General features: G+C 45.9%; 28 protein-coding genes. 9 read left to right on the top strand and 19 right to left on the bottom strand.

What is annotated here, in order from left to right; all coding sequences use genetic code 11:
- Window positions 1-49: 49 nt before the first annotated feature.
- The 6 genes from fabD to G7035_RS25350 all read right to left on the bottom strand — a co-directional run bounded on the left by fabD (window position 50) and on the right by G7035_RS25350 (window position 4,811).
- Window positions 50-991 carry an ACP S-malonyltransferase gene (gene fabD, locus G7035_RS25325; protein ID WP_016819271.1) on the bottom strand — a complete coding sequence of 314 codons (942 nt, stop codon included), beginning with the start codon at window positions 989-991 and terminating at the stop codon, window positions 50-52.
- 81 nt (window positions 992-1,072) lie between these two features.
- Complete coding sequence (locus G7035_RS25330; RefSeq protein WP_016819270.1) at window positions 1,073-2,062, bottom strand: beta-ketoacyl-ACP synthase III; 990 nt, start codon at window positions 2,060-2,062, stop codon at window positions 1,073-1,075.
- Window positions 2,063-2,070: 8 nt separating this feature from the next.
- Window positions 2,071-3,063, bottom strand: a complete 993-nt coding sequence (gene plsX / locus G7035_RS25335) for a phosphate acyltransferase PlsX (RefSeq protein ID WP_016819269.1) — start codon at window positions 3,061-3,063, stop codon at window positions 2,071-2,073.
- Window positions 3,047-3,643 (bottom strand): transcription factor FapR, encoded by a 597-nt coding sequence (fapR, locus tag G7035_RS25340; protein WP_019686977.1) that lies wholly within the window; start codon window positions 3,641-3,643, stop codon window positions 3,047-3,049. Before fapR ends, plsX begins: the two co-directional genes overlap by 17 nt.
- A gap of 282 nt (window positions 3,644-3,925) precedes the next feature.
- On the bottom strand, window positions 3,926-4,099 hold the full coding sequence (gene rpmF / locus G7035_RS25345) for a 50S ribosomal protein L32 (protein WP_013370634.1): 174 nt from the start codon (window positions 4,097-4,099) through the stop codon (window positions 3,926-3,928).
- A 190-nt stretch (window positions 4,100-4,289) separates the two neighbouring features.
- Window positions 4,290-4,811: a YceD family protein gene (locus G7035_RS25350; RefSeq protein ID WP_019686976.1), complete on the bottom strand. Its 522-nt coding sequence runs from the start codon at window positions 4,809-4,811 to the stop codon at window positions 4,290-4,292.
- Window positions 4,812-5,165: 354 nt separating this feature from the next.
- Between G7035_RS25350 and G7035_RS25355 the strand changes: the two genes are divergently transcribed.
- Entirely contained in the window at window positions 5,166-6,401 is a 1,236-nt protein-coding gene (locus tag G7035_RS25355) for a nucleotidyltransferase (RefSeq protein WP_019686975.1), read from the top strand.
- Here G7035_RS25355 and G7035_RS25360 read toward each other — a convergent pair.
- Window positions 6,391-7,422, bottom strand: coding sequence for a SepM family pheromone-processing serine protease (locus tag G7035_RS25360; protein WP_019686974.1), 1,032 nt, complete (start codon window positions 7,420-7,422; stop codon window positions 6,391-6,393). The genes G7035_RS25355 and G7035_RS25360 overlap by 11 nt on opposite strands.
- Window positions 7,423-7,618: 196 nt before the next feature.
- Between G7035_RS25360 and G7035_RS25365 the strand changes: the two genes are divergently transcribed.
- Window positions 7,619-8,902, top strand: coding sequence for a nucleoside recognition domain-containing protein (locus G7035_RS25365; protein WP_019686973.1), 1,284 nt, complete (start codon window positions 7,619-7,621; stop codon window positions 8,900-8,902).
- On the opposite strand, the gene coaD is transcribed toward G7035_RS25365, so the two are convergent.
- The 8 genes from coaD to G7035_RS25405 form a co-directional block, all read right to left on the bottom strand.
- Window positions 8,865-9,386: a pantetheine-phosphate adenylyltransferase gene (coaD, locus tag G7035_RS25370; protein ID WP_016819264.1), complete on the bottom strand. Its 522-nt coding sequence runs from the start codon at window positions 9,384-9,386 to the stop codon at window positions 8,865-8,867. The genes G7035_RS25365 and coaD overlap by 38 nt on opposite strands.
- Window positions 9,379-10,017 carry a 16S rRNA (guanine(966)-N(2))-methyltransferase RsmD gene (gene rsmD / locus G7035_RS25375; protein ID WP_019686972.1) on the bottom strand — a complete coding sequence of 213 codons (639 nt, stop codon included), beginning with the start codon at window positions 10,015-10,017 and terminating at the stop codon, window positions 9,379-9,381. Before rsmD ends, coaD begins: the two co-directional genes overlap by 8 nt.
- Before the next feature lie 317 nt (window positions 10,018-10,334).
- Window positions 10,335-10,457, bottom strand: a complete 123-nt coding sequence (locus G7035_RS25380; protein ID WP_013370626.1) for a cyclic lactone autoinducer peptide — start codon at window positions 10,455-10,457, stop codon at window positions 10,335-10,337.
- Window positions 10,458-10,462: 5 nt separating this feature from the next.
- Window positions 10,463-10,978, bottom strand: coding sequence for an accessory gene regulator ArgB-like protein (locus G7035_RS25385; RefSeq protein ID WP_016819262.1), 516 nt, complete (start codon window positions 10,976-10,978; stop codon window positions 10,463-10,465).
- Window positions 10,971-11,603: a hypothetical protein gene (locus G7035_RS25390; protein ID WP_019686971.1), complete on the bottom strand. Its 633-nt coding sequence runs from the start codon at window positions 11,601-11,603 to the stop codon at window positions 10,971-10,973. Before G7035_RS25390 ends, G7035_RS25385 begins: the two co-directional genes overlap by 8 nt.
- A gap of 170 nt (window positions 11,604-11,773) precedes the next feature.
- Entirely contained in the window at window positions 11,774-12,892 is a 1,119-nt protein-coding gene (locus G7035_RS25395) for an acyltransferase family protein (protein WP_019686970.1), read from the bottom strand.
- 164 nt (window positions 12,893-13,056) lie between these two features.
- Entirely contained in the window at window positions 13,057-14,874 is a 1,818-nt protein-coding gene (locus G7035_RS25400) for an APC family permease (protein WP_013370622.1), read from the bottom strand.
- A 193-nt stretch (window positions 14,875-15,067) separates the two neighbouring features.
- Window positions 15,068-15,904 (bottom strand): AraC family transcriptional regulator, encoded by an 837-nt coding sequence (locus tag G7035_RS25405; RefSeq protein ID WP_019686969.1) that lies wholly within the window; start codon window positions 15,902-15,904, stop codon window positions 15,068-15,070.
- Between the two features lie 137 nt (window positions 15,905-16,041).
- On the opposite strand from G7035_RS25405, the gene G7035_RS25410 reads away from it, so the two are divergent.
- The 3 genes from G7035_RS25410 (at window position 16,042) to G7035_RS25420 (ending at window position 20,201) form a co-directional block, all read left to right on the top strand.
- The gene (locus tag G7035_RS25410; protein ID WP_019686968.1) at window positions 16,042-18,069 is read left to right on the top strand and encodes a beta-galactosidase; all 2,028 of its coding nucleotides are present in this window, start codon (window positions 16,042-16,044) and stop codon (window positions 18,067-18,069) included.
- A 68-nt stretch (window positions 18,070-18,137) separates the two neighbouring features.
- Window positions 18,138-19,364: an MFS transporter gene (locus tag G7035_RS25415; protein WP_016819257.1), complete on the top strand. Its 1,227-nt coding sequence runs from the start codon at window positions 18,138-18,140 to the stop codon at window positions 19,362-19,364.
- A 210-nt stretch (window positions 19,365-19,574) separates the two neighbouring features.
- Window positions 19,575-20,201 (top strand): BclA C-terminal domain-containing protein, encoded by a 627-nt coding sequence (locus G7035_RS25420; protein ID WP_019686967.1) that lies wholly within the window; start codon window positions 19,575-19,577, stop codon window positions 20,199-20,201.
- Between the two features lie 74 nt (window positions 20,202-20,275).
- Here G7035_RS25420 and G7035_RS25425 read toward each other — a convergent pair whose 3' ends face one another.
- Entirely contained in the window at window positions 20,276-21,106 is an 831-nt protein-coding gene (locus G7035_RS25425; RefSeq protein ID WP_019686966.1) for a DegV family protein, read from the bottom strand.
- Window positions 21,107-21,433: 327 nt separating this feature from the next.
- Here G7035_RS25425 and G7035_RS25430 point away from each other — a divergent pair, with 327 nt between their 5' ends.
- The gene (locus tag G7035_RS25430; protein WP_016819254.1) at window positions 21,434-21,955 is read left to right on the top strand and encodes a hypothetical protein; all 522 of its coding nucleotides are present in this window, start codon (window positions 21,434-21,436) and stop codon (window positions 21,953-21,955) included.
- 88 nt (window positions 21,956-22,043) lie between these two features.
- Here G7035_RS25430 and G7035_RS25435 read toward each other — a convergent pair whose 3' ends face one another.
- The 3 genes from G7035_RS25435 to G7035_RS25445 form a co-directional block, all read right to left on the bottom strand.
- Window positions 22,044-22,625 (bottom strand): NAD(P)H-dependent oxidoreductase, encoded by a 582-nt coding sequence (locus G7035_RS25435; protein WP_017425763.1) that lies wholly within the window; start codon window positions 22,623-22,625, stop codon window positions 22,044-22,046.
- 72 nt (window positions 22,626-22,697) lie between these two features.
- Entirely contained in the window at window positions 22,698-23,120 is a 423-nt protein-coding gene (locus G7035_RS25440) for a MarR family winged helix-turn-helix transcriptional regulator (protein ID WP_016819252.1), read from the bottom strand.
- Window positions 23,121-23,312: 192 nt separating this feature from the next.
- Window positions 23,313-24,464 (bottom strand): iron-containing alcohol dehydrogenase, encoded by a 1,152-nt coding sequence (locus G7035_RS25445; RefSeq protein ID WP_017425764.1) that lies wholly within the window; start codon window positions 24,462-24,464, stop codon window positions 23,313-23,315.
- A gap of 246 nt (window positions 24,465-24,710) precedes the next feature.
- On the opposite strand from G7035_RS25445, the gene G7035_RS25450 reads away from it, so the two are divergent.
- The 3 genes from G7035_RS25450 to G7035_RS25460 all read left to right on the top strand — a co-directional run bounded on the left by G7035_RS25450 (window position 24,711) and on the right by G7035_RS25460 (window position 26,940).
- Window positions 24,711-25,745 carry a stalk domain-containing protein gene (locus tag G7035_RS25450; protein ID WP_017425765.1) on the top strand — a complete coding sequence of 345 codons (1,035 nt, stop codon included), beginning with the start codon at window positions 24,711-24,713 and terminating at the stop codon, window positions 25,743-25,745.
- Between the two features lie 265 nt (window positions 25,746-26,010).
- Window positions 26,011-26,535 carry a GNAT family N-acetyltransferase gene (locus tag G7035_RS25455; RefSeq protein ID WP_019686964.1) on the top strand — a complete coding sequence of 175 codons (525 nt, stop codon included), beginning with the start codon at window positions 26,011-26,013 and terminating at the stop codon, window positions 26,533-26,535.
- 33 nt (window positions 26,536-26,568) lie between these two features.
- Window positions 26,569-26,940 (top strand): iron chaperone, encoded by a 372-nt coding sequence (locus G7035_RS25460; protein WP_016819247.1) that lies wholly within the window; start codon window positions 26,569-26,571, stop codon window positions 26,938-26,940.
- Window positions 26,941-26,980 lie beyond the last annotated feature (40 nt).

A 26,980-nucleotide genomic window follows, 5' to 3' on the forward strand; every position in this document is an offset into this window, starting at 1 on the left:
TTATCCTCCCTTGCAAGTATTTAACCCGTAAAGGTAATCATTAATACTTTTAACGGGCCTCTAGGGCTTCTGTTATAGAAGCAAACGACTCCAGGCTACTCATGTTATACAGCTTAACCGTTTTGTCAATCTTTTTAACCAGTCCGGTCAAAACACTTCCCGGTCCGAACTCAACAAAGGTGTCCACCCCTTGTTCCAGCAGCCATGCTACGCTGTCTTCCCATAGTACCGGGGAATAGACCTGTTCCACCAACAGTTGGCGAATTTCACTTCCCTCACGTACAGGTTTTGCTGTCACATTGGTCACAACCGGAATCTGGGCTTCAGCAAATTTCACAGTCTCCAATTTATCGGAGAGCTTGTCTGCCGCTTCCTTCATCAATGACGAGTGAAAAGGTCCGCTGACCTCCAAAGTAATAGCACGCTTGCCGCCTGCTTCCTTCACACGTTCAGCGACAGCAGCTACGCCCGCCTGTGTACCGGATACAACAATCTGTCCGGGACAGTTGATGTTGGCCAGTTCAACCAGTTGACCAGATTCCGTAATATCACGGCACAATGCTGCCAATGCTTCACGATCAGCGCCCAGCACAGCAGCCATCCCGCCTTGTCCATCAGGAATGGCCTGCTCCATAAACTGACCACGTGCACGAACAGTCTCAACTGCATCCTCAAATGTGAGAACACCGGAAGCCACTAGAGCACTGTACTCTCCTAGACTGTGCCCAGCCACATAATCAGGGCGGATGCCCTTTTCCTTGAACGCTTCATACAACGCAATGCTCGCCGTTAACAGCGCAGGCTGCGTATTGGATGTTTGCTTCAAGGCTGTGTCAGGCCCTTCAAAGATCAGTGTGCTTAGCGCGAAACCCAAACGTTCGTCCGCTTTACGGAATACTTCTGTTGCAGCCGGAACTGCTTCATAAGCATCTTTAGCCATACCTACAGCTTGTGAACCCTGACCGGGAAATATAAATGCCGTTTTGCCCATCGTGCATGCACCTCTCTGTATCCAATGCTTCTTCTGTAAAACACCAGACAAATTCAATATTATATCAAATCTTCCACTTAATTACCAGATAAGAACCGACGCACCCCAAGTCAAACCGCCACCAAAGCCCACCATTAGTATACGGTCGCCTTCCTTCATGCGGCCTTCCTCAGCTGCTTCCACAAGAGCAAGAGGAATGGATGCTGCGGATGTATTCGCATATTTATTAACATTAATAACTACCTTTTCCTCTGGCAAATCCAAACGTTGCATTGCTGATTGGATAATTCGGATATTGGCTTGATGCGGAACGAACAGATCGATGTCGTCTTTGGACAATCCTGCTTTTTCCAACACATCAACCGTTGCTGTTCCCATAACGCGAACCGCGAACTTGAACACTTCGCGTCCATTCATGTAAATATAGTGCTGTTTATTTGCCAGTGTGTCCGCACTCGCAGGCAAACGTGAGCCTCCAGCTTCCAACTTGAGCAAGGTGCCTCCAGCGCCTTCAGCCCCCAGATCAAAGGATTGGAATCCTCTACCTTCGGGTACTTCACCAATCACTACAGCTCCTGCTCCATCTCCGAAAAGAACGCAGGTGTTGCGGTCAGTATAATCTGTAATCCGGGAAAGGCAGTCTGCACCAATGATTAATGCATTGTTATAAATACCTGTCTTAATGAAACTCGTTGCCGTAGCCAGCCCGTACACAAAACCCGAGCATGCAGCAGACAAATCGAAAGCCGCTGCGCCTTTGGCCCCCAACTTGTCCTGAAGAATGCAAGCAGTTGACGGAAACGCCATATCTGGTGTAACCGTAGCTACTATAATCAGGTCCAGATCTTGTGCCGTCATACCCGCAGACTCCAACGCCTTAACTGCTGCTTCATAAGCCAAATCAGATGTAGCCTGCTCAGGAGCAGCAATATGGCGCTCCTGAATCCCTGTACGGCTAACAATCCACTCATCACTTGTTTCAACGATTTCTTCCAAATCTTTATTGGTCAGAATTTTCTCAGGTACGTATTTCCCTGTTCCGATAACACCAACCGGCCGTAATTTATTCATATCGTCACTCACTTCCTGCTGATTTCCTTGGATATACTTTCCACCAACCGGTTTTGCAAGGCCGTACGAGCCTGCCTTACCGCATTTTTGACGGCAATGCCATCAGACGAACCGTGACTTTTTAAGACGAGTCCGCTCAACCCCAACAAAGGAGCCCCGCCGTGCTCTTTATAATCGAGTTTCCCTTTCAGCCCCCGAAGTTCAGGCATAATCAAGGCTGCCGCAAGCTTGGTCTTTAAGGATTTGGTGAACTGCTCTTTAAGGAGAGAAAATATCGCTCCGGCTGTTCCCTCTAGCGATTTTAGCATAATGTTTCCGGCGAATCCGTCGCACACCAGTACATCACAATTTCCGGTTAACACATCTCTGGATTCAACATTCCCCACAAAATTGACAGGTAACTGCTCAATAAGAGGATACGCCAGCTTTGTTAGTTCATTGCCTTTTCCTGCTTCAGTCCCAACATTCAGCAGACCTACCCTTGGAGAAGCCACTCCGTGAACTTTCTGACGGTACAAGCTCCCCATCAGTGCGTACTGGGCAAGATGTTCAGGCTTAGCATCCATATTGGCCCCCAAGTCCAGCGCCAGAATACCTTGATCATCAATCGTCGGTATCATCGGCGCAAGAGCCGGACGCTCAATGCCCTCCATTCTTCCAACCACTAGTAATCCTGTAGTCATTAGAGCGCCTGTATTACCTGCGGAAATCATGGCATCCGCTTCGCCTTCTCTAACCATTCGACCCGCTACGACCATGGAGGCATCCTTTTTACGCCGCACTGCCTTTACAGGTTCGTCTTGTGCATCTATCGTTTCGGACGCATGGCGAATGGTGAGGTTCGTCGGCAGCGCCCTCCCGTTCAAAACCGCTTCAATCCGTTCCCGGTCACCAACCAGCGTAATGTCTGTATCCTTCCATTCCGCCGCCGCAGATAACGCGCCCTCTACTGTCGCCTCAGGAGCATTATCTCCTCCCATGGCATCAATGGCGATCCGCATGCTGACTTCCTCCTTCGCTATACTCTTCCTCCGTGGAGCGATAAATGACAAAGTTGCCTTGGAATACCATTTCTTCTCCTACGTAAGCAAACACTTCCACTTTGGCCTTCCCTTTTTGTTCTGGATTTGAGCGTACATATGCCTTGGCAATACATTTTTCACCCAAATGAACCGGACGAACAAAGCGAATATCCGCTGAAGCGGTCAATGCTATCTCATCGTTAATTACGGCAACGGCCAATGAATTGGCCTGTGCAAACACATAATGTCCTCGCGCAATGCCTGTACGTGAAAAAGTATGTTCCTCTTTGATTTCAAAAATCGAAATACCACTTTGATCCAACTGGAGATCAACGATGTCCCCAATTACTTCATGTAAAGGCAAGGAACGAACCTGATCGTAGGAGCGTTCAGCCATCAGCTTTAGCCGCTCCCGTAATTCTGGGATTCCCAGTTCCATCCGGTCCAGCCGAATGGTCTGAATGCTTACCTTCAACTGTCTTGTCAATTCCTGATCCGTCACGAACGGATTATCATCAATTAATTGAGTCAGCCGTTGCTGTCTCTGTCTCTTCGGCAAACGTTCGATATCAGTGACGCCTCCTTTCCTTTCCCTACAGTAAACTGCCGTTCAACCGACAGTTCAAGGTTACTTCACGTTCTAACGGCTAAATTTCAAGCCGGTTTGTCTTCTTGTATGTATAAAGGAACCCTTTAGGCCCTTCTTTCTTAGAACCTGGTACTAAAACAGTATATAGCATGCTGACGCAAAAAGAAAGCATGCTGATAAAAAAAGTAGCGCCTCACTGTAGTGAAGCGCTACTTTCTCTGCGAATATTCCAAAGAATCCGCTTATCGGACATTATTGAGAGATGATCTCTCTAGCTTTGTACGTTCCGCAAACTTTGCACACATGGTGAGCAAGTTTCAATTCGCCGCATTCGGAGCATTTCACCATACCTGGTACTTCCAGTTTAAAGTGAGTACGACGTTTGTCGCGACGAGTTTTGGATGTTCTCCGTTGAGGTACTGCCATTATTCCCACCTCCTTAAACAGATCAACCCCGCATGACGGGTATGACTTCTTATCTCATTCAAGACCGAAAGAAAATGCCAGAAGACAATGATCTTACAGCCGGTGAATCAAGCCTGCAACATCCACGTATCGGTTTAATAACTTCCCGGCACAAGCGGATGATGATTTTTTTCAGAATTGAACTCAATTCTCATTTAAAAAAATCCTTAAGCCCTGCCAGACGCGGATCAATCTTTTCCGTATCACTATCGTTACTGTCGTCAGAGCCAAGGCTCCAGTCTTGTCCGGCCGCTGGCGCGATCCCCTGACAATCCTCACTGCATATAGGCGCAAACGGCACATGCAGTACAAACAGTTCTTCACAATACGGTGCAATGTCGAAGGAATCCTCCGGCACTGCGATAAAATCGCCATCTTCATCCTCCTCTTCAACATTTGAAGATGAGGTTTGCTTAAACCGTTCACGAAATTCAATATTCAAATCCTCGTGCATCGGGCTCAAACAGCGGGAGCAAAGCATGTCCAGACCTGCGGTCAACGTGCCTTCCACACTCATCGAGCCTTGACCCAGACTAACGGCGACCAAGTCGGTCTCCAGCGGGGAAACGGCTGTAACATCAGCACGATCATCCACCAATTCACTCACATTAAGAGATTCACAGATAGGAAAGGGACCGTCACTTGTTGCTACTTTGCGAAAAAATAGTTGCATCACTATCACTCCAAACAAACAAAAATTATTATACCGACTGATCGAGTCGTTTGTCAACACCTTTCACTTTACACCACTTACAAATCCATCGATTTTCCAATGGTTCGGCAAGATCTATGCGGATGCAAAAATGTGTTGTATTTATCATGTACCTGTGAGTATTCGTACCCCCGCCACTCTTCGTGTACAATAATGCGAGTATAAAGCTTTTTGCTCCAGGTCTCAATGGTCTTGTTCAAGTGCATGATGAAATATCAGATAGCTGCCCTGAAAACATGCATTCGCTAGTAGTAAACCACTCATTCAAAATAGTTATCAAATAAGTTACTTCAAGAAAGGAGCCGACATACAGTCTTGAAAACACTCGGTATCATTGTAGAGTATAATCCCCTGCATAACGGACATGTCCATCACTGGAAGGAGTCTCTTCGTATCACTGGTGCACAGCGAACGGTGGCTGTGATGAGCGGTCCCTTCCTTCAACGAGGCGAACCCGCGATTACAGACAAATGGTCACGCACCGAAATGGCACTTGCTATGGGCGTAGACCTGGTTCTGGAGCTGCCTGTGGCCTATGCTGTCCAGCCCGCAGAATGGTTTGCCCGCGGCGCGGTGACCCTGCTCTGCGCGACGGGCATCGTCGACGCGCTCTGCTTCGGCAGCGAGAGCGGAGACATCGCCCAGCTGCACACGCTGGCCCGCGTGCTGGCGGCAGAGCCGGCCGAACTCAAGGCCGGCATCGCCCAGCGCCTGAGCAAGGGCGCAAGTTATCCTGCCGCCTACGCAGGAGCCGCAGCCGCGCTGGCGGCCGAAGGAGCGGACGGTGCTGCGCTCGCCGCTCTCATGCAGCAGCCCAACAATACGCTCGGGCTGCATTACTTGATTGCGCTGGAACGGCTGGGCAGCACAATCAAGCCCTTTACGGTGGCCCGCACGGGATCGGGCTACCATGAGACGGTGGCGCCTGCGGACGGAGTCATCGCCAGCGCCACAGCCATCCGCCGTCTGCTGCTGGACGGCGGGCCGAAGGCCGCGTCGCCGTACGTACCTGCGGCGACCCTGGAGATTTTGCAGCGCGAGTGGCAAGAAGAACGTGCCCCGCTGCATTGGGAAGCGTTCTGCCAGCCGTTGCTGAACGCCCTGATCACGCGTAGCCCGCAGCAGCTGGCGGAGCTGCACGAGGTCACCGAAGGGCTGGAGCATCGCCTACAGCAATCGCTGTACACGCTGCCTCATCCCTCTATGGAGGCCCTGTTTGCCGCTGTCAAGACAAAGCGCTATACTCGTACAAAGCTTCAGCGGATGTGTACACATATTTTGCTGAATCATGCCAAAGCTGATATGACTCCCACTGAGCTGGCGAAAGGTCCCGGCTATATCCGCGTACTCGGCTTTAATAGGGCTGGACGCGACCTGCTGGCGCGAATGAAAGACACCGCCACCCTGCCAGTATGGGTCAAGCCGTCTGCCGGATCACATGCCCATCTGGACTGGGATACTGCCGCAGCCGCCATACATGCAGTCGGGATGCCGCGTCCCGCCATACGTGACATGTATGCTGATTACTTGCGACCGCCCCTTATGGTTTAATAGGCAGCTTTTCCATATAATTCAGCGCATCGCCAAGCTTGCGAACCGGGACAAGCTTCATCTGGGTTCCGATTTGCTCTGCTTTGGCTTTGGCCTCTTTATAATTATCCGCCGGGACGAAAAACAATTCCGCACCCTGACGGTCAGCAGCGACGATTTTATACTTGGCGCCACCAATCGCTCCAACCTGACCGTCCTTATCAATAGTACCCGTACCGGCTACACGATATCCCTTACTTAAGTCACCTGGCGTCAACTGGTTATAGATTTCCATAGTAAACATCAAACCTGCCGAAGGTCCGCCGACATCCGTGGATGTAAAATGAATCGTTTTACGTCCATCCTTTGGCTCTACGTTCTGTACTGTAGCAATACTGACACCAAACCCGGAACGTTGTTTTCTCGTCTCACTGTCCGTGATGGTTGTTAATGGAGCTTGCACTGCCAGCAACTTTCCATCGCGCTTTAGTTTCACTTTAGCCAGCGTTCCGGGTTTCTCATCCTCCAATGCCTTCCGAATGGAATGATTATCAGTTACCCTCGTACCGTTTAACTCTAATATTTCATCTCCGGGCTCAAACACGCTGTTCGGTCCCGGAACCTTAAATACATACACATAATTCGGCACAATGCGATAGGAAACATGGGCACGGGTATAGGCAGCCTCCATCGCGGAAGATTGGGAATCCCCCATATACCATACCTGCTCTGCTGCATATTCATCTTCACTTCTGCCATGCAGACGATCCTCTTTGCGCTGAATCTCCGAGTTGCTGTCCAGTTTGGACATAGCTAGCATGATGACATTGGCATATCGCGCCGATACCGTCGTCATCATAAAGCTCCCCCGTTCGTTGCTATCACCTTCCTGTACTTTAACCATCGGTTTGATCTCGTTTGCCCCACCTGGTCCATAGATCAGATAAGGGGTTGGCATATAAACCAGCACATAGACCATTGCAGCCAGCATTAAGACATAACCGGTTGTAAAAAAGGCTCTTTTCCGGTTAATTCGCATCATTGCTTCTCCCCCTTGCAGCCTAACTTCTCTTATCTTACCCAAGTGCCTCTGCACCACCTGTTCTCAAGCCTTTCAAAAAAGCATACATTGTTTACGACAACATGTACGAGCAACCTATATCCAGACAATGAAGGTGAATAACGCTGGAGACAGCATCCGACTCTCCTTAGTATATTTATGAGAGGTGAAATCTTTGATGCAAAAGGAAGCCCGCCCTGCTCCTTACTGGACAACCTTGCTGCTTGGCCTCGGAGCCATTTTGCTTGTAATGGCTATTGTTGCCTCACCAGAAGAAGTATTTCAAGCCTCTACCCAGGGACTTAAATTATGGTGGAGCATTATTTTCCCGGCCATGCTGCCTTTTTTGATGCTATCTGAAATGCTCATCGCCTTTGGTCTGGTACATGGTCTAGGTGTTCTGCTGGAGCCGTTCATGCGATCCTGGTTTCGGCTGCCGGGACGAAGCGGCTGGGTATTGGCCCTCGGTCTAACTGCGGGATTCCCGGCTGCTGCGGAAGCGGTACGCCAATGGGCACAACAGGAGGATATGACCGCGCTTCAGCTTCGACGTCTGACCGCTATCGCTCATTTCTGCAATCCGATTACGATCCTGCTCGTCATTGGCACAGGACTGCTGCACAATGCTGCTGTAGGTGGGCTGTTACTTGCCGTTCACTGGATTTCCGGGCTGCTGGCAGGCTGGATCACAGCCAGAATACCTGATTCGTCCAAAAAATCGAAAAAACGGGAAACGCCAGCTGCCATCCGGCGCGCTTCTGTTTCCCGCACTACCACCTCCCTGATCCGATCCGCATGGGAAGCTACCCGCTCTGCCAGAGAACGGGATGGCCGCAGCTTTGGAAAACTGTTAGGCGAAACCGTATCCCATGCTGTACAGATGCTGATGGTGACAGGTGGATTCATTATTTTCTTTTCCGTACTGATTCGGCTGCTGACCTTATACTCAGGTCAAGGAACGCTTTCTATGGTGTGGCCTGCCTGGATGGAAATCCATCTGGGTTCCTATGAAATCAGCCGCCTGCCCTACGATCTCCGTACACAAGCAGCGCTGATCAGTGCTGTGTTGGGCTGGGGCGGCTTGTGCGGCTGGCTTCAAATTACCGCCGTCACCAAACCTTCCGACAAGGGCATCACCTTCACCTTATCACGAGTGCTACATGGGATCATTGCTTTTGGACTAACCTTGGCGGCATGGACTCCGCTTAGCCACATTGTCAGTAATACAATTCCTGCTTACGTCAGCCGCAGTTCTGTATCTTCTTTTGCCGAAAGTGTAAATGATTCCGGATCGCAATCTGTCATGGCCGGAGCCAGCAGCTTATTAACACAAATAGTAGGAACATCCATGTACCCCTGGCAACTAACCGTACTGTCCGTTGTACTTCTGAGTACGATTATACTTGCTCTGCTCGCCGTTTCCTTTATGACTTCATGGTGGAGCCACCGCGATTCGCGCTAACCTTGGCACGCAGTGCGTCTTCCACCTCTGGTGACACCAGATCTACGACCTTGCCATCAAAATGCGCAATTTCCTTCACCATACTGGAACTCAGATATGAATAAGCCGGGTTGGTCATCATAAAGATCGTTTCCGCATCCGGGTTCAACTTATGATTTGTAGAGGCTAATTGGAGTTCATATTCAAAATCGGTCACTGACCGAATTCCTCTGACAATAACCTGAGCCCCTTTTTGGCGTACATAATTGGCTGTCAGATCACGGAAGCTGTCCACTTCAACGTTTGGAATATCGCGAGTTACCGTACGTAGCAGCTCCATTCGCTCCTCAAGTGAAAACAGCGGATTTTTACTAATATTGTTAAGAACCGCGACGATCAGTAAATCAAACTGTCGGGCCGCTCTTTGAATAATATCCTGATGCCCCATCGTCACGGGATCAAAGGTTCCCGGATATACGGCAATACGTGGTTTGTGCTCAATCATGATGGTCCTCCCCGTCTGATTCGGTGATGCCGAATTTGACCCCTTCGTCTTCTGTATGTTCTTCGGCGTCTGACAAAGCATCATCAAAGTGATAAATGGATAACGCTGTTTCACCATAGACCGCTTTTCTAACCTGTTCAAACGGTCCGAAACTTATCGGATACTCATGTCCCGATTCATACTCCAGCACGATGATTGCACCTGAACGAAGCAAGTCCAACTCGGCCATGCGGCTCATCAATTCATCCCCGTGCTTGAGACGATAAGGCGGGTCCAGAAAAACAGCATCAAAAAGAGCTCCACGTTTTGCCAGCGCCTTAAGCGCTCGTCCGGCATCATTGCGGAACACTTCTGCCTTTCCTTCCAATCCAGTTTTTCGCAAATTTTCTTTAATGACATCAATGCTTTTGGATTCCATATCAATAAAAACTGCCTTGTCCATTCCCCGACTAAGCGCCTCTATACCCAGGCCGCCACTGCCAGCAAACAAATCAAGCGCGACTCCTCCATCAAAATAAGGACCTATCATGCTAAATAGCGCTTCCTTGACCTTATCCGTGGTCGGTCGCGTCCCGGTGCCGGGAACTGCCTTTAACGGCCTTCCTTTGGCACTACCCGATACCACTCTCACGCTGAAACTCACCTATTTTCTATATGTGTTCATAACCATATAAAGATTATGACGTTATCGTACCACATGCATCGCCGTTTGAAAAACTTAGTGATGAAGCAGGTATAAAAAACCATCTCCTGGGCATCCTTAGGATATCGGCATTCAACCAATGTCGTAGACAACCGCGGAGAAGAACTTACGTTTCCCCATAAGCTCTTCGTCCGGTTTCTCCTCTCCCATTCGGGCGCTCTTTCGTAGAGCGCCTGTTTTTTTTGCATAAAAAGAAGCTGCTTCATAGCAGCTCTATGTATTATTTTTTCTATTCTGCATTTTGCTTATTTCAGCAGTTCCTCGGGTGTATCTCCTTGATAAACATACACATAACTTGCCACTGATACAGCAAAAGTCGCGAACATAGACAACGATGTGGCTAACCCGTATACTACTTTTTTCATCATTCCACTCACCTCCTTCCCCGGATTAATGTTAGGCTTTGAACCAAAAAAGCAACAGCCACTACAGAAGAACCTATTACAAAGTTAGTACATACAAGCAAGGAAGATAACAATCGCAAGAGGGGATAAAATCGCACTGGAATGCGCGACTGCTTTTCAATTCTGGACGGGGCAAAGCATAAAACAAGAATGAGAGCGATTCCGGTAAACAGGTTTGTCAACCCATTATTTAAGGAAATGCAAGATATGTATGTAAAAGCTACAGAGGTCACCAGCACACATGCCATACCCGTTTTCAAGTGAATACCACCAGATACTTGGCGCAGCAAGGCAAAAGCGACGAGAATCGTTACAGCTTCGACCATCCGCCCCGTGAAGAATGAGGCGAATAGTGTCAACACGATGATCATAGACGCATTCAGAATGAGAGCAAGTGCGTATTTAAGTACTGGGACGGAGGCCGGATGATCAGGCACAGTACGTTTAATCTGGTTAGCAAGTTTGAAAGCCATCGTTTCAATCATCTCGGTATTCCTTTCCGACTGCATAGTAGATAAAAAATCCCGATACCAGTGCAAAAAATATCATACTCAACCATACCTCACTATAGTAAAGCACAATAGAGGTTGAAACGAGAGACAGAATGATCAGTGTGATGACAATGCCATATTCCTCTTTGAACTTAAGCTTTTTGAAATTTGGGGAAAAGCCGATCTCTTTTCGATACAATATAAATGAAATAAGTAGTCCTGTCGCTGTGCTAACCACTTGTAACAGATAGCCCTTCAAGGAACCGTTCTGCAGCTCAGCAACCGGTAGGTTACCGAACATAGCTTTCAGGAGTACCGACTGAATAACGGCATATGCAAAATAACCAGTAACTGTCATAATACCTGACCAAACAATCGGAATCTTCACCACCGTAGCAAGTAAAAAAATAAAAAGCAGCATATTAATGACAGGTACTAAATAGGAGAGTGAAAATTCCTCTCGGAGCAAATAGCTTTGCAGGTTCATAATCAGATTCACAAAAATAGCCTGCCATAGATAGGGAGTCATTCTAACTTTAAAGATACTGAGAATCAGCGCAAAAACAGCTACTCCTTCCAGTGTAGAGAAAAGTAAAAAGCCAAGTGGCTCCAAAAGCATACGTGCATCTCCTTTACAATTCCAACAAACCTCATCGGTGTATTCAAAAACTTGGATGTACATCGAATATAAAGGGCTGGGAGCTACTTTTCAAGAGGTCTTTTCAATAATTTCGTAGATTTATTCAAGCACTTCAACCAAATGTTATCTGATGCTGCTTCAAGTTGCAACTAGGCAACACTTTCTTTGACCGAATCTTCCTGCTCGCGTACAGATTTTATACGTGATATAAGCTTTTTCCCCAATCGGATGCCGGGCTGTTCTATCCACGTGTAGGTAAACCAGGAAAGTCCGACGGTGAATAGCAACGTCATGATGAACAGAAGTGAGAGGCTGACTAAGGGAGCAAACGGTAATTTAATCTGTACGATTAGTCCCAGGACCAGCATATGCGTCAAATACATGCTGTAGCTGAGGCGGCCGATCCATGACCACACGCGATTAAGTAGCCATTTCGGCTGCCAATGATACAAAGCATACGCCCCTAACAGCAAGCCAACACCTATGAGATAATCCGTCATACCTCCAAAAAACGCAAACAGCACAGTAACAAGCAGAAGCCCCCCACTGAGCGGGTCTACACTTTTCCAATGACGCTCGTCTTTCCAAATGAAAAACAACAATATCCCCAGCCCAAAGACAGGCAACTGATTCGGAAACCATAAATACAAATAATGCCCCCATAAAGATTGATCACTAATCAATGGATATTGAGCAAACACCGTATTTAACCCGAAGCTTGCCACAAGCACCATCACGACAAACCAAGTCGCATGGCGAACCGATTGAATCAACTTAAATAAGAGGGGGATAAATAGATAAAACATACATTCCACCGCAATGGACCATTCCACACCGATAATGCTGTTGATCCAATACGGATTGAGACCATTCAAAAACAGAGCATGGGCTGCAATATTAGTGACAGTAATTCCCTCCTGATCTCCAAGCCAAAATCGCGGACCTGTCCCATTTACAACTAAATAGATTCCTAACATTATGTAATACAAGGGTGCAATCCGAAAAAAACGACGCAACAGGTAGGCCACCATTCCTTCTCTCTTGTCACTCGAACGCCTGCTCAGAGATAGAAACAGCGTAAAAGCGCTAGCCATATAAAATAAAGCGACTCCTTTGGCTCCTATGCTCAAGCCTTTTTGCAACCAACCGTTTAATCCGTCCACATACTGACTGACATGCACAAGTAACACTCCGATAATCGCCAGCGCCCTTAGCGTATCTACAAATTGCAACTTATCTTGTTCCATCTTCCCCTTGTCTTCGGGCATCGTATCCCTCCATAACAATTCTTAATGATACGTTTTGTATCCATAATACACAAAATGTATCACCCAAGTAAATATCCCCATTATGTAAAAAAACACCCTCCGACCGCACCAAGATGCGGTCAAAAAGTGTTGATTTTATCATACTAATGAGTATTAATATGGCTTTATTTGTTTAAATGAAAAGGTACGGTCGTTACGATGACGTCTTTGTAATTGATTAAATAAGCTCTCATCAGCAAACTGGTCTGATTGTGCAGTATATTTTCCCACCAGTGTTTAGTGATAAATTGTGGAATGAGAACTGTGATATGGTCCTCGTCTGCCTTTTTCCACTCTACTGTATCGATGAACTTGCGGAGCGGATTAATGATGCTGCGATAACGGGATCTCAGCACTACTAAACGTATACCTACATCCCACTCTTCCCACTTCTGTTCCATTTTTTGAATCGCTTCATCATCCACACCCACATATACAGCAACCACATTGTCCGACAAGGTTTTGGCATAGCTGATGGTATTCATAACGACTCGTGTAATGCCTGCCACCGGAATAATAATCGTATTGCCTTTGACCATAGGTTTGTCCTTCGTGATATCAATGCGCAGTTGTTCAGCCGTATTTTTGTAATGTTTGTTGATCTTCATAAAGAAATACAGTACCAAAGGCAGGAAGATAAAGACTACCCACACCTGGCTAAACTTAGTGAAGATAAAGATGAGCGTAATCGACAGCGTGGTTAGCATCCCAACCGTATTAATAGCCAGCTTGACGACCCAGCCAGCAGGTTTGAGCCGAATCCATCGAATCATCATACCAAGCTGCGACAGGGTAAACGGGATAAATACCCCTACAGCATAAAGCGGAATGAGATTTTCGGTATTGCCACCAAAAACGATGACCAGCAATGCCGAGAAGATACTCAAAAACAGGATACCGTTAGAATAACCGAGTCGATCTCCACGAACCATAAACATATGCGGCATATATTTGTCCTTAGCGAGCATAAAAGCGAGCAACGGAAAGGCTGAATAGGCTGTGTTGGCCGCCAAAAACAAGATAAGCGCCGTCACACCTTGAATGATGTAGTACATCACACCGCGCCCAAAAGTGGCATTCGCAATTTGCGAAATGACTGTTTCTTGCGGATTAGGACGAACACCGTACCAATAAGCCAGCAAACTAATTCCGATAAACATACAGCCGAGAATCAAGCCCATCATCATCAATGTAGTTGCCGCATTTTTGGCAGCAGGCTTGCGGAAGTTCGGAATGGCATTGGAGACAGCTTCTACACCGGTTAGCGCCGAACAGCCCGAGCTGAATGCTTTCAGTAAGAGAAACAAACTGACATTGGATACCGTAGCTCCAAATTGCGGCGCCGCCGCATGGGCTCCTCCTGCCAGATAGTGAATGATACCACTAATAATCAAAACAAAAATGGCAACAACAAATAAGTAAATCGGTATCGCCAGCACCGAGGCAGATTCCGTCACCCCGCGCAAATTCATAATAGTCAAAAAGATAATCATCACCAAAGCAATTGCGATCCGATGATCATGTAACGATGGGAACGCCGATGTAATGGCATCTGTACCTGCCGATGAGCTAACAGCTACCGTTAGAATATAATCGACCAGCAGAGAGCCGCCTGCAATCAGACTTGGACTCTTTCCCAAATTGTCCTGTGCGACAATGTAGGCTCCCCCACCACCAGGGTAGGAAAAAATGGTCTGTCTATACGACAGGATCAGGATGATAAGCAAACCCAACACCGCAATGGATATAGGGATGGAATACCATAGGGCAGCGAAGCCCGCTGTAATTAAAACCAGCAGAATTTGCTCCGTGCCGTAAGCTACAGAGGACAATGCATCTGAGGACAGAATGGCCAGTGCCTTGAGCTTATTCAGTTTCTCATCTTCAAGGGCCGTCGACTTTCGCGGACGACCGATTAATAACCTTTTGACTTTACTCAGCATTTCGTTGACTCCTTCTTTGGATGAGGGTTTTGCAAAAGAACTATGAATCGTATATTTATTATGTCACCTGCACATCAGATTGATGAAACAAATGAACTATTATTTTATACTCCCTCATCCAGAAAAAAACAATAAGGAATGCTCCCTAAAAAGAGCATTCCCGAGTAAGAAAGAGTATTTTGATAAAATACCCTTATGTATACAGTATTTTGAACCTTTCAGGCGTAATTCCTTCCGCTCGGCGGAATGTTGCCACAAAATGACTGACATCTCGGAAGCCTACGCGCTCCGAAATCTCCTTCACCGTTAATTGCGGATACTCCGTCATCATTTCCTTCGCCTTCCGCAACCGAATTACAATCAGATAAGCATACGAAGTCACACCGAACGCTTGCTTAAACAATGTATTTAAATGACGAGCGCTGACATTCATCATCACGGCCATATCCCTTAAACCCACATCTGGGCTGGCATAATTTTGCTCCATAAAGGTCAGTACAGGAGTTAAACGTTCCACATTATGAGAAAGGGAAGGCATCGAGCTATGTTGTCCATGTTTACGCAGCAGAGTCAGAAAACGGTACATATTGGCCGAAGCATCTAATCCAGACAAATCACGTTCACTAACCATGGAGTGTAGCATGTTTTCCCCAAAGCTGTGCAGCTCGCTATCCGGGTCCCAATGATACCCTCGCGTATGCTTCAATCCGAGTGCAGTCAATACAGCAGCGGCGATGGGTCCGTCAAATGTGATGTATAACGTTCGCCATACCTTGGTCGCCCGTCTGTATGCATGGGCTTCGCCTGGCAGCAGCAGGACCCCGGACTGCTCGCCCAAACGGAAGGTCCCCCCTTTATATGTAAACATCCCCTCACCAGACACCGTCTGAATCCAGTGAAAACATGGATAGCCCTCTGGACGGGACACATCCTCCTGTCTGCTATTAAATCCGATACTTTCAATAAAAAGAGGTAAAGAGTGTTCACGAGTAGTCAGGAAAAATCGCAAATGATGGGGAGTCAAAATCATAAAAAGCACCTCCGGCGTATGCGGTATTTGTGTCTCATGTAGATCCATATTGTTATATACATGTTCATTTTATTATATTTAAAAGCATTAATTTGTATTATAAGATAGGATTATTCTTATATACAGAGGTGATTGGCATGATAAGCAGCAAACTTCCTAAAGTATTTTACGGTGGGGATTACAATCCTGAGCAATGGGATGAGGCCACGCATCAGGAGGATTTACGGATGTTCAGGCAGGCCGGTATTGATATCGCCACACTCAACGTTTTCTCATGGGCTAAAATTCAGTCTGATGAAATCACATATCATTTTGAGTGGCTAGATCAGCTAATTGATAATCTTTATGAAAGCGATATCTTCGTTTGTCTAGCTACTAGTACGGCAGCGCACCCTGCTTGGATGGCTACCCGTTATCCCGACATTCTTCGGGTCGATGCTGACGGGCGTAAGCGAAAATTCGGTGGACGCCATAACTCTTGTCCGAACAGCCCAACCTATCGGAAATACGCGGAGCAGATGGCTGACCGACTTGCAGAGCGATACAAAGACCATCCCGCGATCCTGGTGTGGCATGTTTCTAATGAGTATGGCGGGGATTGCTATTGTGACAATTGTGCCGCAGCGTTCCGAGTGTGGCTCAAACAAAAATACGGATCACTGGAAGAGCTAAACCGGGTGTGGAATACTTCCTTCTGGGGTCACACCTTCTATGATTGGGATGAAATTGTACCTCCAAATAATCTAAGCGAACATTGGGGAGAAAATCACTCCACATTCCAGGGTATATCCCTCGATTATGCGCGCTTTAATTCAGACAGTATTCTGGATTGCTACCTGCTGGAATATAACGCGATTAAAAAACATATTCCCGATGCCGTGGTAACAACCAATCTGATGGGCTTTTTTAAGCAACTGGATTATTTTAAATGGGCTAAGCACATGGATATAGTATCTTGGGACAGTTATCCCGGAGCTAATACCCCGATAAGCTATACGGCGATGGCGCATGATCTGATGCGCGGCTTGAAGGATGGGCAGCCCTTTATGCTGATGGAGCAAACACCGAGCCAGCAGAATTGGCAGGCGTATAATTCACTTAAACGGCCTGGTGTTATGCGTTTATGGAGTTATCAGGCTGTAGCACATGGCGCGGATACGGTCATGTTTTTCCAGCTTCGCCGCTCGATCGGTGCTTGTGAGAAATTCCACGGGGCTGTAATTGAGCATGCCGGACATGAGAACACACGTGTATTTCGCGAGGTGGCACAGCTTGGCAGCGAGCTTGGTGCTTTAGGCAACACGCTGCTTGACGCAACTGTTCATGCCAAAGTAGCTATTTTGTTTGATTGGGATAATTGGTGGGCTTTGGAAAAATCAAGCGGCCCTTCTGTCGCCTTGAAATACTTAGATCAGGTGCATAAGTATTATGCTACCTTCTTCCGGCGCAACGTACAGGTAGACATGATTTCTGTGGATACAGATTTCCAAAAATATGATCTCATTATCGCGCCTGTACTCTACATGGTCAAGCCGGGTACTGCTGAGAAGCTGGAACAATTCACAGAGCGTGGCGGTACCTTCCTAACAACCTTTTTCAGCGGCATTGTAAATGAAAACGATCTGGTCACAACCGGAGGATATCCTGGTAAGCTGCGTAATCTGCTCGGGATCTGGGTGGAGGAAATTGATGCGCTTCTGCCTGAATCACACAATCGCATTATATTGAAAGAAAAAGTGGGCGTATTAGAAGGTGAATATAAATGTGAGTTGCTCTGCGACTTACTGCATAGCGAAGGAGCCGAGGTGCTGGCGGAATACGGCGATGATTTCTATCAGGGCATGCCAGTGCTGACACGCAATCGTTTTGGTCAAGGGGAGGCTTGGTACGTCGCTTCCGACCCTGAGCAACCTTTCCTTGATGGTCTGCTGGGCTACATTTGTGAGCAAAAAGGGATTTCATCCCTGCTGCGTGCTCCTGCGGGCATTGAAGCCACTAAAAGATCCAAAGATGGAAAGTCTTATCTATTTGTTCTGAACCATAATGCCCAGACCCAGCAATATCATCTGGATGACCAAAAAGGAAAAGAGCTAATCAGTGGAAAATTCCTGGAAGGAGATATTTCTATTGAAGGCTATGGCTTTCAAGTACTGGAGCTATCCTAATGATTCAAATCTGACTTATACCATTCGTTTTTACTGCATGAAGGTAATTAGTACCAAAGGAGTTAATCATGAAACGACTGCTATGGATCGGCAGCTTGTCTTATTTTTTAATTGGTCTAGCCCATGTGGTTGTAGGCTCCCTACTGCCCGTGTTGCTAGAGCATTACGGTAGAAACTATACGGATGGCGGAAGCCTGATATTCGCTCAATTTTCCGGCTTTCTGGCTGGAGTCCTACTGTCACCGTGGCTTGCCCGGACTTTTGGCAAACGCCGAAGCCTGATATTTGCCCTACTCCTGCTATGTGCGGCTGAAGTGCTATATTCACTACTGCCGCCTTGGGGCTGGCTATATGCCGTCGGGGCAGTAGCCGGATTTGGCTTCGGCATGGTAGAAGCAGTCATAGGTACTATTGTTATTGGGGGTATTACCCAAGGAACGGGCGCGGCTATGAGCCGTCTGGAAGTCTTTTTCGGGATCGGCGCCTTAGCAATGCCGGCTATCGCCAGCCAATTCATTGCTCTAGGTTGGTGGCGACTGGCATTCCCCATCATCTCCTTGTTTGCAGCCGTAGCCACTATAGCCTGGCTACGCGGGTCCTTTGGCACAATGGACGCTCTATTGGACGAACAAGAACACCGAGGTGACTACCATAAGCGTGCCACTAATTCACTGGAGTCACCTACCGTAAAGGCTTCTAAAAGCAGCCCTATAGGCAATTGGAGGCTCCTTGCATTATTTATCGTTTTTTTCTTTATCTACGTAGGAACAGAGATGAGTCTGGCCAATTTCCTGCCTTCCATGTTCATCGAGCGACTCGGTCTCACACAAGCCGAAGCAGCACTCAGCGTCACCTGCTTTTGGTTGGCAATGGCCTTTGGACGGTTGTTCACAGGCTACATTGCCGATCGATACGGCTACGGTGTCTTTGTCGCTCTGAGCTCACTGGCAGCGACTCTGCTGCTGTGTGTGTTCCCGTTGATCCAAGGCACTGCTGGTGCCTTTGTCCTTATCGTACTGCTGGGACTCGGCATGTCAGGCATCTTTTCCATCGCTCTTGTTTTTGCCAGCAAAATGATGCCAGGTACAGAAGAATCGACGACCAGCCTGCTTATCGGTGCAGGTGGAGTCGGAGGGGCCCTGCTGCCCCTATGGCTTGGAAACAGTATGGATCGTGGAGGGGCAGTTGCTTCAGCTTGGTTACTGGCAGTATTTGCTTGTATCCTGTGCCTGCTTGGCGGTATTCTGTACGCCCTATATGTGCGCAAAAAGCGGCTTCAAACCGCTTCATCATGATATAAGCCTACTACTGGCACCCCAAAAGTATCCTTAGTTGACAACCAAGGATACTTTTGGAGGTGCTTTTTACATACTAGACGAATGTACCTTGTACAGAAGCCTGTTTTTAGTCAAAGTAGATCGTTTCCTATGAAACACAGGACAGATATCTATGCCTCCTCTAGATGAATGGAGTACTATACAACAAACCATATGGAGGTGTTTGTATTGGGTCGTCCTAAATTGAACCAAAAAAAAGGCCGTAAAAAAGATGTTTTTGTTCGTGCCTGGTTTGATAAGCTAGAAAAAAAGTTTGAGGAAATGCCCCCCAAAAAAAGAAGCCGCTCGAAACGGAAATCGTTTGGTAAAGACATCATTGTCAAAAAGCAAGTTGTACGTGTGAACATTAATCATGATGCTGAAGGGGATTCCAGAACCACAGGTGATATAGCGCAGTTCGGTTACATTTATAATGTGAGGCCCCAACTCGTTTCGATTGAAGGGGAGGTCATGTTCGATACGAACGGCATACTTACACCTGGGATTGCTCACCTTCCAGGGACTACACAAATTGCTGTAGCCGATGCAGGAAAGTATGAAGTCCGCTTTTCGGTGTCGGGTGTAGAACCTAACCAATTCGCCATCTTTATTAATGGCGTACTGGCTGAGGGAACCGTGTACGGCTCAGGAGCGGGAACACAACAGAACACCGGGCAAGCCATCCTCGCCCTGGCATGCGGTGATGTCCTTACTCTGCGTAACCATAGCTCTACTGCTGCTGTTGCCCTGCAAACACAGGCCGGAGGAACTCAAGCCAGCATAAACGCCTCTGTTCTCATTAGAAAATTGGGATAGGCTTAGACTCATGCAAAGCCCCAATATACTAAAAAGGGTTTATCCATCGCACGAGGATAAACCCTGAATACTTTTTAAAAGGCGATAATGATCCCTTTGTCATTGGCATACATTGAACTAATTCCCCTGGTGGGCACAATATGAATATCTTTAAATTGATAGCGGTTCTTCAAGGTATTCATTAACTTTTGCGCCAGTCCGGGATTATTGCAATGAGTAATAACGATGCTTTCTCCTTCGGTACTTCGACCACTTTTTTCAATGGTATCTGCCAACTTTTCAATGATTTGATTTTGACCACGGGCTTGAGTAAATAATGCGATGTTTCCGTCACCATCTGAACCTAAAATGGGTCTGATATGCAAGAATGAGAGTATCTTTCCAGTAATTTTATTCATTCGTCCGTTCTTGACCAAATTATCCAAATTCTCTAAAACAAAATAGGTTTTCATCTTGCTGATAAAGCTCTCTAGGGAAGAGATAATTTCGCTTTTATGATATCCTTCGTCAATCAGCTTGCGTAGTTTTAAAGCTAACAAGATTTGCCCAGCCGATGCGCTTTTCGAATCGAATACATGAACATCCGCTCCCTCTTCTTCCGCCATATCCTTTGCTACCAATGCACTGGAATACGAGCTGGACAGGTTGCTGGATAATGTAATGGCAAAAGAAGTATGCGCGCCTTGAAAGGCTTCCTTATACAGCATAGGTGATGGTGATGCGGAACCAATCTTGGTTGTACAGGCTTTCATTTCTTCCATAAACTGAGGCAAGTCCAATGTGTCATCATCTATGAAGCATTTTTCACCCAATGTCATGTTTAATGGAATCGTAGTTACTTGCATCTCTTCTTTAAGCTCTGTCGTTAAGTCGCAGCAACTATCTGCTATGATTTTATATCTCACCCAGTACACCCTCACATTATGTTATTTTTCCCGTAATTCTTGTTCTGAATACATGCAGATGATCACTAAGTAAGGAAAATTAATTTCATTATCTCGACGTTAAACTAAATATGGATACTATGTACTATAAAGAATTGCCAACGATAATAACAATGAAATATTTGTGAATTATTATACTTTCCCCCTACACCTTCAGAGGTCTCTTAGCCCAAAACAAAAAAATTCTTTAATCTCATTCATCGACTCGTTACAATTAAATAGTATACTCCAATATTTGCGATAAAATAAACCATGCTAACCTCTGTGATAGTAAGGAGTCTTCAAACTATGCTTAAGCTAATCTCCAAAAAAAGCTTCATTATATGTATTGTTATCCTGATCGCTTTAACGGCATATTTCACAAAAGATCTATGGACGGAGATGTCGGTAAAATCAACGGATCTATCGGAATTGACAATAAACCATATTCCACTAAGCAAGAATATTGCGGAGATTGATTTGACTGCTTATAGAAAGAATCCGGATTTTAACGATAAACACACGAAAGATGCCGATCACAGATATTTTGAAAATTTCTTGATTGTCTATAGCTCTAGTGGAGAGATTATGAAATTGCAAACCTTGTCCGAGAGTGAATTTTCCAGCATCGATGGTCACAAGCTTCAGAAACTTGATGATGTAAAAAATAAATTGGGTAACCATTTCGTGGATCAAAGCTACGACTCCGCCCAAAGCCTAAACGCCTTAGTATATTATGACAAAACAAATCATACAAAGGCTAGTTTTGTATATCCCCATAATAACAAGCAGGATCAGATCGTTGTCTGGACTATATTAGAAAAGTATTAACATTTATAAGAAAAGGCCAACCCTCAAATGCTGGTTGACCTTGTCGTTTAAAGAATGTCCTACGCTTCTGAACGAATATGAACTAACTTTACAGCACTGTTTTAACCGTGTCTTGTACTTGTTTCAACAATCCTTTATAACCGTCTTCATCAAGGTAGCCGATACTTCCAAGCAGCAAGTGGCCAACCGATTCAATTCCAACGAAATCAAAAATTCCTGTATCTGATGTGAGCTTCAATCCTGTGGTCATACCGATTTCATCGTAGATTGCGTTGGGAGTACCATGTGTATTCACGATAAACCCTTTTTTACCTGTAAGCAGCTTATTAATCCCTTCTGTACCAGCCGTATAGGCAAAGCCGTATGCAAATACACGATCAACATAACCTTTCAAGATCGCAGGAAGTCCTGTCCACCAAATGGGCGAAATAAACGTAATCGTATCGGACTGCGTGATATACTCCTGCTCTACTTTGATATCAGCCGGTGTTTGTCCAGCTCTCATCGCAGCAGTATCCTCAGGCTTTAATACCGGTTGAAAATTAAGAGCGTATAGATCGCGTACAACGACTTCGTCACCTTTTTCCTTCAAGGTGGTTACAACCGTTTCCAGTATCGCGTGATTAAAGCTTTCAGCGTTAGAGTGAGCATAGATGATAAGATGTTTCATTTTCATGACCTCCAGATGTTTTATTGTTATTTTGGCATTTGTATAGATATCTATACATTTGTTTAAAAAAATTTAAAACCTGTTTTTTACATGCTCCAGCAGATATTCCAGTTGTTTTTGTTCCTCGTCTTTGAGACCCCCATAGATGGTTTCTTTTAATTTATAGGAGATCGTCTCAAATATAGGCTCCAGCTCTTTTCCCTTTTCGGTAAGATAGATCAGAGTAAGCCGGCTATCCTCCCTTTCTTTTTTCCTTTCCACATACCCCAATTTTACTAGCTTGTCGATCAGAACAGTGACTGTGGGCTGCTGACGAGCAATTTTTTGCGTCAATTCCTTAATCGAAAGTCCATCCGTTTGATACAGAAACATCAGTATTCCACCATGGGTAGGTACAATTCCTTCAACTCCATAGGATTCGAGCTCAGATACAATTAATTTATTGATCGAGTCCCTAATGGTTCCTACAAGTGCAGCTGCATTATTTTTTAACATACAAGCATTATTGCATAGATATCTATATAAATCAAGTATTCAGTCAGTCTGATCGGATTTTCACGTATGAACTGCTTCAATGAATAAGATTTAAGTCTGTTATAATGAGAATGCAAAGGGCCGTCCCTGGTGTTCTTAATCAGTTCCTGGGACAGCCCTTAAAGTATATAACAAAAATAATAGCAGTATGATTTATAGAATTTTCTTAAACATTTCGATAACTTGTTCTTTGCTAGGTATGAACGGATTGCCCGGAGCACAAGCATCCTTCATGGAGTTTTCGGCAAGCAAATCTAAATCCACCTCATTTACACCTAGTTCAGAAAGTTTGGCAGGAATCCCTACTTCCTTCGACAGGTCTTTGATTCTTTGAATTACATAGTCCGCGCATTCTTTATCCGTTTTCCCCTTATCTTCAAAACCGATTACCTTAGCGATGGCACGAAACTTCTCTGGTACATGCTTGGCATTCTCCTCCTCCACAATCGGCAGCAGCATGGCATTGCAAACCCCATGAGGCAAATCGTATACGCCGCCTAGCTGATGGGCCATAGCATGGACGTAACCCAACCCGGCATTATTAAATGCAAGTCCTCCCAAGAAAATAGCGTAAACCATTTGTTCACGTGCTTCTATATCATGACCGTCGCTCACTGTACGGGCCAAGTTGTTAAAAATAAGTTCTACTGCTGCCAACGCGGTCGCATTTGTAACAGGATAGGAACCCGGAGTAACCAAAGCTTCAATGGCATGAGTCAAAGCATCTAGTCCTGTAGCTGCCGTTAATGCGGCGGGTTTGTCTACCATCAGTTCAGGGTCGTTGACTGAAATCGTAGCTACGCTATTCTTGTCAACCATAACCATTTTGACTTTGCGCTCTTCGTCCGTAATGACATAATTGATTGTAATTTCTGCGGATGTTCCTGCCGTTGTATTAATGGCGACAATGGGCAGCGATTTATGCTTAGATTGATGAACGCCCTCATACTCCGTTATATGTCCCCCGTTGGTAGCAATAATGCCAATTCCCTTGGCCGTATCCTGTGGGGATCCTCCACCAATAGAAATTAAAAAGTCGCAGCCGTTGTCCTGTAGAAATTGAACGCCATCATGTACGTTTTTACAGGTTGGATTGGGCTTGACCTCATCGTATACTACATAGTTCAAGCCAATATCATTCAGCAAGGATGTGACCTTGCCTGCAATTCCACTCTTCATCAGAAACTTATCGGTCACGACCAGTGCTTTGCTTAAATGTAGTTCTTTTATATAGGGTCCAACTTCATGCAAACAGCCTTTTCCCATCAGATTGATAGATGGTACAAAAAATACATGTGCGCTCATAAAAATCTGCCTCCTAAGGATTCACTTTTGATCCCTCGCTAAATACAGAACTACTATAAAGTGAAACATTTCACATTTGTAATTCTATCTTTATTTAATTTTGATGTCAATATAAAAACACAGATATAACTTTGTTTTATTTTTGTTTATTTTGGTTTTTGAGTTAATCCAATAATTGGTACACAACTAATCGGAGGCAGTCTCGTACAACTTAGATGAACAACTTAACAACGAGGTGATGACAGCATGACAATCAACAAGAAAGTAGGGCTGGCTCTGCTGGCCGTATCACTGCTGCAAGCAACCCCATCTTACGCCAAGTCGGCGCCGCTAACTCCAGTAACAACCGTTTATGTGGATGACCGCCCGCTTGAGCTTACTGCCCAACCGCTACTGCTAGACGGGACAACGCTCGTCCCTATGCGTCAGTTGTTTGAGGCGCAAGGAGCTGTGCTTTCCTGGAACGGAGCCAGCAAAACCGTAACAGCAACCAAAAACGACACGACGCTGACCTATCGTATTGGAGAAGTTGCTGCCACCCTCAATGACAAAACGCTGTCCCTGAACGTTCCCGGACAGATTATTAAGGGCAACACAATGATTCCACTGCGTTTTGTGAGCGAAGCACTCGGGAGCACAGTGAAATGGGACGCTCTAACCCGGACGATCCGAATTGCCTCTAAAGAAGACTTTTTCACAACGATTCTTTCTGGAGTCAACTTGCGCAGCAAACCAGATTCATCAGAAGCTTCCCCTTCCCTGCGGCTTATTCCAACCGGTGAAAAGGTTCATGTCATCCGCGAGGTTAATGCTCTCTGGCTGGAAGTGCGCACTAAAAACAACCTGACCGGATACATATCGGCTAAACCAAAATACAGTGATTACACCAGCACTTCTCTAGCAGAACGGCAGGGTGATGAACTGATCGCCTACGGGCAAAAATTCCTTGGTACCCCTTATGAATTCGGCGCAGCAACCGGACAGACAGCGACCTTTGATTGTTCCTCATTTGTAGGGGAAGTGTTCCGACATACGCTCTCTATCGACCTCCCCCGTGTCTCTTACGATCAGGCAAAAGAAGGCCGGGAGGTGGGGCTGAACGAACTGCGCAAAGGTGACCTGCTGTTCTTCAGTGCGCGTGGGCTGGAGATCGGCCATGTGGCGATCTATGCAGGGAACAACAAATTGCTGCATACTTTCTCCAAAGAGCGCGGCGTTCATTTTGATACGTTTGACGATAAATGGAAGAAACGTTTCGTAACAGCCCGTAGACTGTTTTAAGACGGACTGGATAGCCAATAACAGCAGCTAATCCAGTACCACACTCAATTTTTTCTGTTTGCCTTTTGCCGGACGCCTCCCTTGCGGTTTGCGTTCAGGCGGCAAAAGGATTGATTCGTTCCCCTTGTTCAACACGTAATTCGATCCTCTTCTTTAACACTTTCTCTCAAAATCTTGAATATTCCATCAGATCTGCTTAAATAGGTTTAATAGCTTGTGCAGAAAACACGAATATGTATGCTAATGATGGACAGGAGGAATCGTTATGCAATTTGAAACAGATCGGCTCATCATTCGTGATATTTGCAGATCCGATTGGGGAAGTATACATACCTACACGTCATTGCCCCAAGTTACTAGGCACACAGCATGGGGACCCAATACAGAAGAAGATACAAAGGCATATATAGAACAAGTTCTAGTCTCACAGCAGGAAAAGCCACGACAAGACTACGAACTAGCTATATGTCTGAAAAACACTGGAATTCTGATCGGCGGTGTTGGTATTCATGTCAAAGATACTAATGCAGAAGTGGGTTATATTTTAAACCCAGATTATCAAGGAAAGGGTTATGCAGCAGAAGCAGCACGAACCCTGCTAGGATTTGGATTTAGTACACTTGATGTCCATCGTATTTATGCAACATGTCGTCCAGAAAATAAAGCTTCTGAGAAGGTTATGCAACAGATCGGAATGCAACGTGAAGGTATAATGCGAGAACACTGGTACTACAAAGGCGAGTTTCATGATTCATATTTGTACTCTATTCTTGTTGAGGAATTCCTCTGAACGATACAATTTTGATTTTAGGAGGGAACTTACATGGAAGCTTTTGCAGAATATTTAGCGCATATTGATAACCCGCAACATCAAGCCCGAACGGAAGAGGTTTTAGCTTGGGTAATCAAGAAGTTTCCAAATTTAAGGCCAAAAATTGCGTGGAAACAGCCTATGTTTACGGATCACGGCACATTTATTATTGGCTTTAGCGTAGCCAAACATCATCTAGCCGTTGCCCCTGAAAAGGCAGGGATTCATCATTTTTCTGAGTTAATTGTGCAGGCTGGCTATAATCACACCAAGCAGTTGGTACGTATCCAGTGGGATAGTCCAGTTGATTTCGCATTACTTGAGAAAATGATCGAGTTTAATATTTTGGATAAGGCCGACTGTTCAACCTTTTGGCGGGAATAAAAAAAATAGGATGGGCCAATGCAACTAACTCATCTGCATA

The sequence above is a fragment of the Paenibacillus polymyxa genome (assembly GCF_015710975.1).
GTDB classification, from domain to species: Bacteria; Bacillota; Bacilli; order Paenibacillales; family Paenibacillaceae; genus Paenibacillus; species Paenibacillus polymyxa.